Genomic DNA, 13,097 nt, shown 5'->3' on the forward strand with positions numbered 1-13,097 from the left:
TTTTCTGTAATAATTAAATTGTAAGCGATTAGCCGTAAGAAATGGGGGTTAATTATGATTATCGGAACATTATTAAATATAGAACATACCCGACCTGGTGAAAGGCAGCCTACTGAATATTATAGTAAAGTAATAGAAGATAACGATGAGTTTATATATATTGATTATCCGGTAAATAAAAAGACAAATAAGACTGCTTTTTTGCCAATCGGTGCAATTTTCTCTATTACATATATGACTAAAGATGAAACAATTTATCACTTTAAATCTGAGCTTATTGATAGAGTGAAAATGAATGTACCTGCTTTAGCAATTAGAAAACCGGACAAAAGTCACGAAAAAATACAACGCAGGCAATTTGTGCGAATTGAAACAGCAATAGATGTTGCTATTCATCCATTAGACAACTCTTTTATACCATTTACTACTGTGACGCGGGACATAAGTGGTGGGGGTATTTCAATTATTCTGCCGGATCATATTACATGGGGTGATGATAAAGAGGTAGATGTGTGGTTGGCTTTTGGTGAGTATACAGGAAAAATGCGATATCTTAACATGAGAGCAAAAACAGTATTTGTAAAAAAAGAGAAAAGCACAGTAAAGATAGGCTCGTTTCAGTTTACCACTATTACAAAACATGATCAGCAACATATTATTCGTTATTGTTTTGAAAAGCAAAGAGAACGCAGAAAGAAAGAAATATCCGTTTAATCTTCTCTTCATTCAAATAGACCATTTTTCTGTTGCTATGTTATTATTTATATTGGACTAAGTTGGGAGAGGTTTGACTATTTTAAATTACTTCCAAAAGACACTATGGTTAATGAGGAAATGAGGTAGAATCATGTTAAAAAAATCGTTAGCAATTGCCATTGACGGACCAGCGGCAGCAGGGAAAAGTACAGTGGCAAAAATAGTAGCAGAAAAACTTTCTTGTATTTATGTTGACACAGGAGCGATGTATCGAGCGTTAACATTAAATGCAATTGAAAATAATACGGATATCAATGATGAAAAAAGTCTGTTAAATCTGTTACTTCATACGGAGATTGAATTGTTGCAAAGTGAACAAGGCCAACTGGTTTATTTAAATGGTCAGGATGTCACGGATGCTATTCGTAGTCAAAAGGTCACGAATTCTGTATCCTATGTCGCCAAACATCCTGCAATTAGACATGAAATGGTAAATAGACAAAGACAGTTAGCTGAAAAGCGAAGTGTAGTTATGGACGGTAGAGATATTGGTACGCATGTTTTGCCCGAAGCAGAGATTAAAATATTTTTAATTGCAACGGTGGAAGAAAGAGCAAAACGTCGCTACGAAGAAAATGTTTTAAAAGGCCATACTCCTTCCATGGAAGAATTAAAAAAAGAAATTGAAAAAAGAGATGAAATTGATTCAAAACGGGAAGCTGCACCACTTATAAAAGCCGATGATGCAATAGAAATAGATACAACATCATTGTCTATTAAAGACGTTGCCAATAAAATAATGGAAGAGGTTTCCAAAAAGCAATAACGGAAACTAATAGCATATAACTTGTTATAATGGGTTACGAGGAGTTTTTATATGAATTTATACAAATTTGCAAGAACGATAGTTGCTATAATTCTTTTCCCACTTTATAGAATTAAAGTTATTGGAAAAGAAAATGTACCAAAGCAAGGGCCTGTAATAATATGTTCCAATCACATATCTAATTTAGATCCGCCTGTGGTAGGGATTACTTCTCCAAGGGATATTTACTTTATGGCTAAAGGAGAATTGTTTGAAAAACCCATTTTAGGGAAATTATTATTAGGGATACATGCATTTCCGGTGAAAAGGGGTCTAAGTGACCGAAATGCGCTTAGGAAGGGTTTAAAAATTCTCGATAATCAAGAAACTTTAGGCTTATTTCCCGAAGGTACAAGAAGTAAATCAGGAGAGTTGGGTAAGCCTCTAGCTGGAGCAGGCTTTTTTGCATTAAGATCGCAAGCAGTAATTATTCCATGTGCAATTATCGGCCCATATAAACCTTTTAAAAGACTAAAAGTAGTGTATGGCTCCCCTGTAGACATGGAACATTATAGGAAATCAAAGGCATCTGCAAAGGAAGCTGCTGATGGAATAATGGAAGAAATCAGCAAACTGATAGAAACTCACCAAAAATGATTTGCTTTACTTGACAATTAATTATAATTATTAGAAATTATAAAAAAGGCGATAACAACAGTTACCTGGATTTATAGGATGAATTTTCAGGTTGTTATTGTAGTTATGCAGTTTTAATTGTAATTAGGAGGGCTAAGAATATGAGTGAACAAAAGAATGAATTAACAGAAGTAAGAGAAGGAGAAACATTGACGGGAACTGTTATAAAAGTGGAGGACAAGCAGGTGCTTGTTGACATAGGTTATAAAACCGAAGGAATTGTTCCAATTAGTGAACTTTCAAACCTACATGTGGAAACTGCAGGGGATGTTGTTCAAGAAGGTGATCAACTTACACTTATGGTGAAAAAGGTAAACGAAGAAGAAGATGAAGTTGTTTTATCAAAGAAAGCAGTTGAAGCTGATAAAGCTTGGGAAGAGCTTGAACGCAAATATGACAATAAGGAAAAATTTGAAACAGAGGTAAAAGAAGTTGTTAAAGGCGGCTTAGTTGTTGATGTAGGAGTTCGTGGCTTCATTCCAGCTTCTTTAGTTGAAACCTATTTCGTAGAAGATTTTTCTGATTACCTAAATAAAACACTGGAAGTTAAAGTTGCAGATCTGGATAGAGAACAAAATCGTGTGATTCTTTCTCATCGGGCTATTGCTGAAGAAGAGAAAGAAGAGAAGAAAAATGAAATCTTAAATAATTTAGAAGAAGGTCAAGTTCTGGAAGGTACTGTGCAACGCATTACAAGCTTTGGTGTATTTGTTGATCTTGGTGGAGTTGATGGTCTTGTACACATTTCCCAATTAGCTCATGAGCACGTGGATAATGCATCTGATGTTGTCTCAGAAGGAGATAAAATAAGTGTAGAAGTGTTGTCGGTTGACCGTGATAATGAACGTATTTCTTTATCCCATAAAAATACAATTCCTGGGCCATGGTCTGACATCGAAGATCGTATCCAGCGTGGGGATGTAGTAGATGGAGTTGTACGCCGTCTTGTAAACTTTGGTGCGTTTGTTGAAATACAACCTGGAGTTGAGGGGCTTGTACACATTTCCCAAATTGCCAATCGTCATATTGGTACACCTCAAGAAGTATTAGAGTCAGGGCAACAAGTTAAAGTGAAAGTTCTTGATGTTAATGCAAAAGAAGAACGTATTTCTTTAAGTATTAAAGAATTAGAACAGGAGCAAGAAACAAAAGAATATAAACAATATGAAAAAGATGAAGACCAATCAGGTTTCCAACTTGGTGACTTCATTGGTGATAAATTAAATAAGTATAAATAAACCATTTGACTCAAGTTATTGAGTTGTGTGGTCAAAAGACTGTCGATATTCTCGACGGTCTTTTTATTTTGTAATTCATTCTATAGGTTGTTATGGAAGCAAAAGAGCAACTTTTAGAAGTAGTGAGATCTGAACAACACCTAGAGGTATATTAAGAAATAAGAATAGTTATACTGCTACTGGGAGGAGGTCGTGATGAGTGGACTATTATTTTTTTGGTTTAGTTGGATGGCTTGGGTGATTTTAACGTTCATTATGCCAAAGAATGAATATCGAACGGAACTCTCTTGCTGGCTTTTGCTAATAATTATTACTTCCAACTTATACTTTAGCTTTTCAGGTATAACGTTAACAGTGGTTGTATTTGTTTTATTGATGGGTGGGGGCATTTGGATGATAAAATTAAAAAGAACAATTGCTCATTCTTTGTATTCTTTCGTTGTAATGATTGCTTTTGCATCTGCGCAACTATGGGAAGCAAATTTACCGATTCTATATATAAATCCAATATTTAAAATTACACCATTTGTTCTAGTGATAATAATTTTTTTTCTAACTAAACAGATACAAGGTCAACTAATAATAGGTATTATCGGTATGACGTTCGGGGATATTCTTTTTCAATATATTTTATATGGGTATGGCTTGTCTGTCGATATTGGTGGAATGGAGTTTTTGGACGAATTGCTTTTAACGATAGTATTAATATCTTTATTACACATACTAGTAAGGATTAGAAATAAGATAGTTTCAATAATATTTAATCATCATTTAACGAGGTGGCAAAATGAATGAATATACCTATCCAATTGTTTTTGGGATTATGCTTGGGGTAATAGCAAGAATGATTATGTTACGAACGGATTATCGCCAATATCCCACTTATTTGCATGGGAAAATTATACATATTTCGTTAGGTTTTATTGCAGCATCACTTGGTGCAGTCGCTGTCCCAGCAATTATGGAACTTGAGTTTACTGCCGTTACTTTTTTGACTCTTGCAGCTACTCAATTCAGAGAAGTAAGAAACATGGAAAGAAATACATTAAATGAATTAGATCAGTTAGAATTGGTACCCCGTGGAAAAACTTATATTGAAGGAATCGCTATATCATTTGAAGGTAGAAATTATCTTGTTATTTTTACCGCCTTAATAGGTACCTTGTTATATATAGTTTTTAATCCGTATTTGGCAATTTTTGGCGGAGTTGTTGCGCTAGTTTTAGGGAAAGGTTTGATGAGTGGCTCTATAATTAAGGATATTGTCGACATCAAGCAGCATGACCTTCATTTCGATGGAGCTGGTCTTTATGTAGATACTATCTACATCATGAATATCGGTTTAAAAGAAAGACAAGAAGAGATATTAAAATATGGTATGGGCTTTATTCTAACACCAAAAAATATGAATGTGATTACAACAATCGGTAATTTAGGACAACGCCAAGCTATCTTGCATGATACAGCAGTATCCCTCGGAGTATTTAGAGATTCTGGAACCCCTGCATTAACTCCTTTAATAAAAAGAGATTTGGATGACGGAAGAATCGGTGTGTTTATTCTTCCTCAATTAAGAGATGTTGAAAAAGCAATAAAAGTGATCGGTTCTGTACCTGTGCTTGAAAGTGCCATACGAATGCCTTCTGAATCAAAACCGATCGCTAAGGAGGAATTTGAATGAAGCTTGAAAAAGCAATCTTAGCGGTGGTTACAACGGATAAAACAAGAATATCTGGAGGCGCCCCCATCTTTATTTGTGATAATCGAAATGAATCGGAAGCTCTTGCTGCAAATCTTGAAGCAATAACTGATGGTATTGCACATTCTCTTAGTGATGACTTATTTATTATTGTTAAGCATTAAAAAGAATTGTTAATACGTGCTACATTTGCTAAAATGTATAAAGTTAGGCAAATAGAACGTATAGAGAAAGGATGTTCCTTTTCATGAGGAAATCTGTAGTAGCAATTGTAGGTAGACCGAATGTAGGTAAATCAACCATTTTTAATAGATTAGTTGGTGAAAGAATTTCTATTGTAGAAGATATACCTGGAGTGACTAGAGATCGTATATATGCCCAAGCTGAGTGGCTGACAACTACCTTTAGTCTGATTGATACAGGTGGTATTGAAATAGGTGATGAACCGCTTCTTGTCCAAATGCGTCACCAAGCAGAAATAGCTATTGATGAAGCAGATGTAATCATTTTCTTGGTAAATGGAAGAGAAGGTATTACTGCAGCCGATGAAGAAGTTGCTAAACTGCTTTATAAGTCAAATAAGCCAATTGTGCTCGGGGTGAACAAGATTGACAACCCGGAGATGCGGGAAAATATTTATGAATATTATTCCCTTGGCTTTGGGGAACCATTTCCTATTTCAGGTTCACACGGTTTAGGATTAGGGGATTTGCTTGATGAAGTAGTAGGTCATTTTCCAGAGAAAGAGGAAGAGACGAAGGATGAGGAAACGATTTATTTCAGTTTAATTGGCAGACCTAATGTTGGAAAATCTTCATTGGTCAATGCCATGTTAAATGAAGAGCGTGTGATTGTTAGTGAGATTGAAGGAACTACAAGAGATGCTATTGACACCCACTTACATAGGGATGATCAGGATTTTGTTATAATTGATACAGCTGGTATGCGTAAACGCGGGAAGGTCTACGAGACAACAGAGAAATATAGCGTACTTCGGGCCCTAAAGGCGATAGAACGATCAGATGTAGTTCTTGTATTATTGGATGCAGAGACGGGTATTAGAGAGCAGGATAAAAAAATTGCCGGTTATGCCCATGATGCTGGACGAGCAATTGTTATAGTTATAAATAAGTGGGATACGATAGAGACGGATGATAAAACAATGAAAGAGTTTGAAGCGAATGTTAGAGCACATTTTCAATATCTTGATTATGCTCCAATCGTATTTTTATCCGCGAAAACGAAAAAAAGATTACACACATTGCTGCCTGCGATAAAGCTGGCTAGCGAAAATCACGCAAAACGTGTTCCGACAAATGTTTTAAATGATGTTATTATGGATGCATTAGCTATGAACCCAACTCCTACTATGAAGGGTCAAAGATTAAAAGTATTATATACTACCCAAGTTGCAGTGAAGCCACCGGGATTTGTTGTATTTGTCAATGATCCGGAGCTTATGCACTTTTCTTATCAACGATTTTTAGAAAATAAAATAAGAGACGCTTTTGGCTTTGTGGGGACACCCATAAAATTATTCCCAAGAAGAAGGCAATAAAGGAGGAGATCTTGATGCAAAAAGTCGCTGTATTAGGGGCAGGAAGCTGGGGAACTGCGCTGAGCATTGTCTTGGCAGATAATGGACATGATGTACGATTGTGGACACATCGCCAAGAACAGGCGGAATTAATTAATAAAACTCACAAAAACGAGAAATACTTAGATGTTACAATACCTAAAGAAATTAATGCTTATCATGATTTAAAGAGTGCTGTGAAGGATGTAACAGCAATTGTAATCGTAGTTCCAACAAAGGCAATTAGAGAAGTATGCAAACAGCTTAACGAAGTTCTTGAGCAGAAAGTGAATATTATTCATGCTTCTAAGGGTATTGAACCTGTTTCATTAAAACGTGTGTCCGAGATGATTAGCGATGAGTTGAGTCAATATGACAATGAAGATATTGTTGTATTATCGGGCCCAAGCCATGCAGAGGAAGTGGCCTTAAGACAACCGACTACTGTTACTGTATCCGCATTGAATATTGAGTTGGCTAAACACGCGCAAGATTTATTTATAAATGAAGTCTTTCGTGTTTACACAAGCCCTGATATTATTGGGATTGAACTTGGTGGAGCACTAAAGAACATTATTGCTCTTGGTGCAGGCATCTCTGATGGTCTAGGTTATGGGGATAATGCAAAGGCTGCATTAATTACAAGAGGCTTGGCGGAAATTGCCAGACTAGGGACCACTTTAGGGGCAAACCCTTTAAGTTTCTTAGGACTTCCAGGAGTTGGCGATCTTATTGTGACCTGTACAAGTGTCCATAGCCGAAACTGGCGTGCAGGAAATTTGCTCGGTAAAGGTAATAATTTGGATGATGTTTTGGAACAAATGGGGATGGTCGTTGAGGGAGTTAGAACCGTAAAGGCAGCTCATCAATTTGCAAATGAACAAAAGGTTGAAATGCCTATTACTACAGGCATATACCAAGTAATATTTGAAGATAAAGATCCTCGTGATGTTGTTGATCAATTAATGAACCGAACAAAACGGGAAGAAATGGATGATCTTGCTAAATTACTTATGGAAAGATATTCACAATAACACGTCAATACTCTCTTGCATACAATATGTTGAGGATATCAGCAAGGAGGAGAGTATGTGAATAACTTTCAGAAGGGACTTTTTGACAAGATCCAAAAGAATGCAAATATTAAACCCGAAGATGTTTTTAAAGTAGCAGATTCGGTGAAGAATGCTGATTTTACTGATGAAAAAACAGTCCGGCGGTTGGTTCGTCAATTATCTAAAATAGCCAATAAGCCGGTTTCAAAAGAGAAAGAGAATAAAATAGTTGAATCTATTGTGAAAAATAAAATGCCTGCAGATATGCAATCGTTAAATGAATTATTTAAAAAGTAATTGTCCTTGGGCAAGTGAGGATACATTAACAGGTATACTTGCATAAAATAAATCGCACAAGCATTCAAGAATAGAGTTGCTGTGGATGTTATTTAGTCAACCCGAGATAAAGATAGCCCCCTTTATCTCGGATTTTTTATTGCTTAGAAAATCGCAATATCTAATATCTGCATATCATTTCAATAGTTGATAAGCTAACAAACTAAATCGAAAGGGCATTTACCCACTCAAGGTCTTAAGTCAATGTATATGTGCTGAAATAAACTTATAACGCATTAAGCATTAAGTTAGTTGAGATTTTCCATAATTAAATTGGCTTTTGAGAAGGTGAATAATTGAAATCAATGTTTCATGAGATAAATTCAGTCTGTTTTCATTACTACTAGGACTGTGCTTTTTTATGTTGTAGTAAAAAATAAATTAACTTTATATCAAATGCTGTAAAATCTAATTAATAAGGTAAACTTTTATTTATATTTTATGTGTTTCAACCTTGATTTTTTTATTATGCATCCAAGTAGCTTATGGTATAATACAGTTTGCAGTTAAAAAGTCATTAATAGGAGTGAGAAATAAAAATGTCACAATCAATGCTGAACATGTATATCTCTTTTGCCGGAATGCTATTATTATTTTTGGCTATAGGGTTAATCTGGCTAAGCAGAAATAAGCTAAATGGGTGGCTGTCTGGCATCATTTCAATTCTTGCTTATATATCTCTTCTTTTAGGGAGTATAATTATATTATATATTGTCTTTAGTGGTCCAACAGGTGGCTAAGTTAACCAGGGAGGTTGCAAAAATGAAATTTACATATAAATTAACTTATTTACTGGTTATTATAGGATTGCTTACTGGGTGTATGTATCCTGAGAGTGAACTTTCAAAAAACCAATCACCTAATGAACTACAACTGGATACAGTACAACAGGCTGTTGAGAAGTACAAGGAAGGAACGAATGGCTTGGTACCTATTAAAACAAAACCAAGCGACACACCCATCTTTCAAAAATATTTAATAGATTTTTCAGCTCTAAAAGAAAGTAATTTACTAACTGATATACCAGGGAATGCATATGAAAACGGCGGAGTATATCAATACTCGTTAATCTATCCAGAGGATAATCCGCAAGTCAAATTAATCGACCTTCGAATTACTGAAGCTATTCGAAAGATAAATGTTAAGCTGGATATTTATAGAGATAAACATATATATCCACCGTATAAAAAGGAAATTTCTGATGGTATTTTTACTATTGATTACAAAAAGCTTGGCTTTGATGCTGCACCAAAAATAGTTAGTCCATACTCACAGGAAAATCTCCAATTAGTAATGGATGTAAATGGAGATTTATTTGTTGATTATCGGATAGATCTAAATAATGCCTTAAAAGAATATGATCATTCCTATAAAGAAGGCGATGATATACGTTATATTCTAGCTGAAAATACTCCGTTTTTACCTGTCTACTCTTTACCTTACACAATAAAAAATGGTGAACCTGTATTTATGAAAAATAAATAATATAACATATTAACTCCCTTGTAACATATATTGTTGCAAGGGTTTTTTTTGTTATCCATTTTTACTTACGAAATATATTTATTTACACATATTTTTAGTCATAATTTGATAGGACAACATCATAGACTTGTAATGTCAATAGTTCGTAGATTGTACGTTAATAAAAGTACGGAGATCGGGAGGGGATCTTTTGGAAAGAGTTGATATTTTTAAAGATATTTCAAAACGGACAAATGGAGATATTTATCTAGGAATAGTGGGAGCAGTCCGTACAGGAAAATCAACGTTTATTAAAAAGTTTATGGAGTTGGTTGTGCTCCCTAATATTGAAGAGGAAAGCGAAAGAGCAAGAGCACACGATGAATTACCGCAAAGTGCTGCTGGCAGGACAATAATGACTACAGAACCAAAGTTCATTCCTAACCAAGCAGTATCAGTTAATGTAGATGAAGGATTAGATGTAAATGTAAGACTTGTTGATTGTGTTGGATATGCAGTAGAAGGGGCAAAAGGCTTTGAGGATGAGAATGGCCCCAGAATGATTCATACACCTTGGTATGAAGATCCCATACCTTTTCACGACGCTGCAGAGATTGGTACGAGAAAAGTAATTCAGGAACATTCAACTATCGGAGTAATCGTTACAACTGATGGGACCATAGGGGAGATCCCTAGAAATGATTACTTAGATGCAGAGGCTAGAGTTGTTGAGGAATTAAAGGAAGTGGGTAAGCCATTTATAATGGTCATCAATTCTACAAGACCAACTAGTCAGGAAACAGAACTGTTACGGCAGGAATTGAGCGAAACACATGACATACCTGTACTTTCTATGAGTATAGAATCAATGACTGAACATGATGTCCATAATGTTTTGCGAGAAGCGCTCTACGAATTTCCAGTTTTAGAGGTAAATGTAAACTTACCAAGTTGGGTGATGGTGTTAAAGGAAAATCACTGGTTGAGAAAGAACTATCAGGACACCATTCAAGAAACAGTAAAGAATATTAAGCGATTACGGGATGTTGACGAGATAGTAGGGGAATTTTCTGAATTTGATTATATTGATAAAGCGAATATAGCAGGAATGGAAATGGGAGAAGGAGTTGCGGAAATTGATTTGCATGCACCAGAGTATTTATATGATCAAGTATTAAAAGAAATTGTTGGAGAGGAAATTAGAGGAAAAGACCACCTTCTTCAGCTAATGCAAGATTTTGCTCATGCAAAAAGAGAGTATGATCAAGTCTCAGGAGCATTACAAATGGTTAAGCAGACAGGATATGGTATCGCTGCTCCTTCATTGGAAGATATGTTATTAGATGAACCTGAAATTATCAGACAAGGATCAAGATTTGGTGTTCGATTGAAGGCCGTGGCACCGTCCATTCACATGATTAAAGTAGAAGTTGAATCGGAATTTGCCCCTATAATTGGTACAGAGAAGCAAAGTGAAGAATTAGTACGATATTTAATGCAGGATTTTGAAGAAGATCCACTATCTATATGGGAATCAGATATCTTTGGTCGTTCATTAAGTTCTATTGTTCGAGAAGGTATTCAAGCTAAGATTGCTCTCATGCCTGAAAATGCAAGATATAAATTAAAAGACACCTTGGAGCGAATCATCAATGAAGGCTCAGGTGGATTGATAGCAATTATTTTATAGCAGCTGTAACCCAGCTGCTATTTTTTATTCTTTTTTAACAACGGCAGGAAAATTGATTTCTCTGTCGTATATGTATAATAGGCTTAGCAACCTGTTCGCAATCATTAAATTCATCCCATATTTTGGCTAATATTGTGCTTTTTTCCTTGAAAACAGGTTTTTTCTAAATAAATCGGTAAAAATTAGTTACTTATTGTTGAATTTTATCGCGAACTCGGTTATTATAAGCCTTGTCATCAATGAAAAAGATGACTTTTATGTATAAAAGTAGGCAAATTGGTGAACAAATGAGAATAACTTCTTTTGTTCCTATGTCGATTGAAAGATTTTGGGAGGAGGTGAATGTCATGAACAAAACAGACCTAGTGAATGCTGTAGCTGAGAAAAGCGATCTTTCTAAGAAAGATGCAACTAAAGCAGTAGATGCAGTTTTTGAATCTGTCATGGATTCACTTAAAAATGGTGACAAAGTACAATTAATCGGGTTTGGTAACTTTGAAGTACGCGAGCGTTCAGCCCGTAAAGGCCGTAACCCGCAAACTGGGGAAGAAATTGAAATCCCAGCAAGCAAAGTACCTGCTTTTAAACCAGGTAAAGCCCTTAAAGACATTGTAAAATAATAAATTTTACATAGGGCAAAAAAGATACGCTTCGGCGTATCTTTTTTTTAGTAATAAGATATTAACTCAAGCTTTAGTATAAATATATTTAGACAATAGGTTGGACGAGGGAATAATTAAACAGGAGGTTATTATGGACAATAAAAGTGATTTTTTTGTTATTAAAGCATTGGAAGACGGAGTTAACGTAATTGGTTTAACGAGAGGTACTGATACCCGTTTCCACCATTCCGAAAAACTGGATAAAAATGAAGTTATGATTGCTCAATTTACAGAACATACCTCGGCCGTAAAAGTTCGTGGTAAAGCGATTATTCAAACAAGTCATGGAGAAATAGATAATAATTAATATATAAATAGTTTTCCCATGATTATTGATTAACGTTTTTACTAAAATTATGCTATAATAGCAAATGCAATTACTGACGGTTAGAAGGGCTAGGGTGATTTTTTGAATACCTCAACAACTATCAAAACTTTACTGGAAGATAGAATGAAGCATTCATTTATTAATAAATATATAAAACAGCCCTTTGTTGATGAAGGAAAACTGCTTATTTTGTCTGGCATTATGGAAGGTACTGATTTTTCGAAAAACAAAAAAGAGCAAATTATAATTACAGCAATGCTTGTGCAAATAGCCTTGGATACACATGATCACGTTCCAGCTGAAATAAATGGCCTGGAAAGTAAAACAGAAAAACTAGAAAAACAGCTGAGAGTACTGGCAGGAGATTATTATAGTGGACTATACTATATGTTGCTTTCAGAGCTTGAGGAAATTGATCTTATACATAAACTCGCAACAGCCATTAAAGAGATTAATGAATATAAAATGAAAGTATATTACCACGAAGCAAATACTTTCATAGAGCATTTGGATTTCGTTATGAAAACAGAATCACTAGTAGCACTATCGTTAGCACGCTATGTGGGAAATGTAACCATTATGCCTTTGATCGAAGACTGGATGTATGTAAATAAATTAATTTTTATAAAAACAAAAGAAAATTCTATTATCAATCATTGGCAGGCATATTATCCAGAATGGACTTATTCATCAATCGTAGAGAAGATAGATGAAATTATTAAACATAAATCGCAAAAAATTAATGGTTATTTACGCACATTACCGGATTGTCATTCACTTCACGGCATCCAAGTAGAGGGTTTATTGAAGAAAGTATGGCATGGTAAGTCAATGTTTGCAGAGGGTGGATAA

Annotated in this window: 16 protein-coding genes; all 16 read left to right on the top strand. The window is 35.1% G+C overall.

What is annotated here, in order from left to right; genetic code table 11:
* The first annotated feature begins 54 nt into the window (after window positions 1-54).
* Entirely contained in the window at window positions 55-714 is a 660-nt protein-coding gene (locus BME96_RS09740; protein ID WP_083547454.1) for a flagellar brake protein, read from the top strand.
* A 133-nt stretch (window positions 715-847) separates the two neighbouring features.
* The gene (cmk, locus tag BME96_RS09745; protein WP_060678874.1) at window positions 848-1,522 is read left to right on the top strand and encodes a (d)CMP kinase; all 675 of its coding nucleotides are present in this window, start codon (window positions 848-850) and stop codon (window positions 1,520-1,522) included.
* A 51-nt stretch (window positions 1,523-1,573) separates the two neighbouring features.
* Window positions 1,574-2,158, top strand: a complete 585-nt coding sequence (locus BME96_RS09750; RefSeq protein WP_071648977.1) for a lysophospholipid acyltransferase family protein — start codon at window positions 1,574-1,576, stop codon at window positions 2,156-2,158.
* 140 nt (window positions 2,159-2,298) lie between these two features.
* Window positions 2,299-3,435: a 30S ribosomal protein S1 gene (gene rpsA, locus BME96_RS09755; RefSeq protein ID WP_071648978.1), complete on the top strand. Its 1,137-nt coding sequence runs from the start codon at window positions 2,299-2,301 to the stop codon at window positions 3,433-3,435.
* A 195-nt stretch (window positions 3,436-3,630) separates the two neighbouring features.
* A complete protein-coding gene (locus tag BME96_RS09760) occupies window positions 3,631-4,230 on the top strand; it encodes a YphA family membrane protein (protein WP_071648979.1) in 600 nt (199 codons plus the stop codon).
* Entirely contained in the window at window positions 4,223-5,116 is an 894-nt protein-coding gene (locus tag BME96_RS09765; RefSeq protein WP_071648980.1) for a YIEGIA family protein, read from the top strand. The genes BME96_RS09760 and BME96_RS09765 overlap by 8 nt, the downstream gene beginning before the upstream one ends.
* Window positions 5,113-5,298, top strand: a complete 186-nt coding sequence (locus BME96_RS09770) for a capping complex subunit for YIEGIA (RefSeq protein WP_019378362.1) — start codon at window positions 5,113-5,115, stop codon at window positions 5,296-5,298. The genes BME96_RS09765 and BME96_RS09770 overlap by 4 nt, the downstream gene beginning before the upstream one ends.
* Window positions 5,299-5,381: 83 nt before the next feature.
* Window positions 5,382-6,692 (top strand): ribosome biogenesis GTPase Der, encoded by a 1,311-nt coding sequence (der, locus tag BME96_RS09775; RefSeq protein WP_019378363.1) that lies wholly within the window; start codon window positions 5,382-5,384, stop codon window positions 6,690-6,692.
* A 14-nt stretch (window positions 6,693-6,706) separates the two neighbouring features.
* The gene (locus BME96_RS09780) at window positions 6,707-7,744 is read left to right on the top strand and encodes an NAD(P)H-dependent glycerol-3-phosphate dehydrogenase (RefSeq protein ID WP_071648981.1); all 1,038 of its coding nucleotides are present in this window, start codon (window positions 6,707-6,709) and stop codon (window positions 7,742-7,744) included.
* A 57-nt stretch (window positions 7,745-7,801) separates the two neighbouring features.
* Window positions 7,802-8,062: a stage VI sporulation protein F gene (locus BME96_RS09785; protein WP_019378365.1), complete on the top strand. Its 261-nt coding sequence runs from the start codon at window positions 7,802-7,804 to the stop codon at window positions 8,060-8,062.
* A 578-nt stretch (window positions 8,063-8,640) separates the two neighbouring features.
* Window positions 8,641-8,841, top strand: coding sequence for a DUF2768 domain-containing protein (locus BME96_RS09790; protein ID WP_019378366.1), 201 nt, complete (start codon window positions 8,641-8,643; stop codon window positions 8,839-8,841).
* Between the two features lie 22 nt (window positions 8,842-8,863).
* The gene (locus BME96_RS09795) at window positions 8,864-9,586 is read left to right on the top strand and encodes a hypothetical protein (protein WP_060678880.1); all 723 of its coding nucleotides are present in this window, start codon (window positions 8,864-8,866) and stop codon (window positions 9,584-9,586) included.
* 190 nt (window positions 9,587-9,776) lie between these two features.
* Window positions 9,777-11,255: a stage IV sporulation protein A gene (gene spoIVA, locus BME96_RS09800; RefSeq protein WP_019378368.1), complete on the top strand. Its 1,479-nt coding sequence runs from the start codon at window positions 9,777-9,779 to the stop codon at window positions 11,253-11,255.
* Window positions 11,256-11,602: 347 nt separating this feature from the next.
* Window positions 11,603-11,875 carry an HU family DNA-binding protein gene (locus BME96_RS09805; RefSeq protein WP_033354088.1) on the top strand — a complete coding sequence of 91 codons (273 nt, stop codon included), beginning with the start codon at window positions 11,603-11,605 and terminating at the stop codon, window positions 11,873-11,875.
* A 133-nt stretch (window positions 11,876-12,008) separates the two neighbouring features.
* On the top strand, window positions 12,009-12,224 hold the full coding sequence (mtrB, locus tag BME96_RS09810; RefSeq protein WP_019378370.1) for a trp RNA-binding attenuation protein MtrB: 216 nt from the start codon (window positions 12,009-12,011) through the stop codon (window positions 12,222-12,224).
* A gap of 102 nt (window positions 12,225-12,326) precedes the next feature.
* Entirely contained in the window at window positions 12,327-13,097 is a 771-nt protein-coding gene (locus BME96_RS09815) for a heptaprenyl diphosphate synthase component 1 (protein WP_156035988.1), read from the top strand.

It is taken from the genome of Virgibacillus halodenitrificans, from assembly GCF_001878675.1.
GTDB lineage: Bacteria > Bacillota > Bacilli > Bacillales > Amphibacillaceae > Virgibacillus_Q > Virgibacillus_Q halodenitrificans.

Coding starts and splice junctions, on each gene's coding strand:
- BME96_RS09760 (WP_071648979.1), top strand. CDS start 3,631: ATGAGTGGACTATTATTTTTTTGGTTTAGTTGGATGGCTTGGGTGATT.
- BME96_RS09765 (WP_071648980.1), top strand. CDS start 4,223: ATGAATGAATATACCTATCCAATTGTTTTTGGGATTATGCTTGGGGTA.
- BME96_RS09780 (WP_071648981.1), top strand. CDS start 6,707: ATGCAAAAAGTCGCTGTATTAGGGGCAGGAAGCTGGGGAACTGCGCTG.
- BME96_RS09795 (WP_060678880.1), top strand. CDS start 8,864: ATGAAATTTACATATAAATTAACTTATTTACTGGTTATTATAGGATTG.
- cmk (WP_060678874.1), top strand. CDS start 848: ATGTTAAAAAAATCGTTAGCAATTGCCATTGACGGACCAGCGGCAGCA.
- der (WP_019378363.1), top strand. CDS start 5,382: ATGAGGAAATCTGTAGTAGCAATTGTAGGTAGACCGAATGTAGGTAAA.
- rpsA (WP_071648978.1), top strand. CDS start 2,299: ATGAGTGAACAAAAGAATGAATTAACAGAAGTAAGAGAAGGAGAAACA.
- BME96_RS09750 (WP_071648977.1), top strand. CDS start 1,574: ATGAATTTATACAAATTTGCAAGAACGATAGTTGCTATAATTCTTTTC.
- BME96_RS09805 (WP_033354088.1), top strand. CDS start 11,603: ATGAACAAAACAGACCTAGTGAATGCTGTAGCTGAGAAAAGCGATCTT.
- BME96_RS09740 (WP_083547454.1), top strand. CDS start 55: ATGATTATCGGAACATTATTAAATATAGAACATACCCGACCTGGTGAA.
- mtrB (WP_019378370.1), top strand. CDS start 12,009: ATGGACAATAAAAGTGATTTTTTTGTTATTAAAGCATTGGAAGACGGA.
- BME96_RS09790 (WP_019378366.1), top strand. CDS start 8,641: ATGTCACAATCAATGCTGAACATGTATATCTCTTTTGCCGGAATGCTA.
- BME96_RS09770 (WP_019378362.1), top strand. CDS start 5,113: ATGAAGCTTGAAAAAGCAATCTTAGCGGTGGTTACAACGGATAAAACA.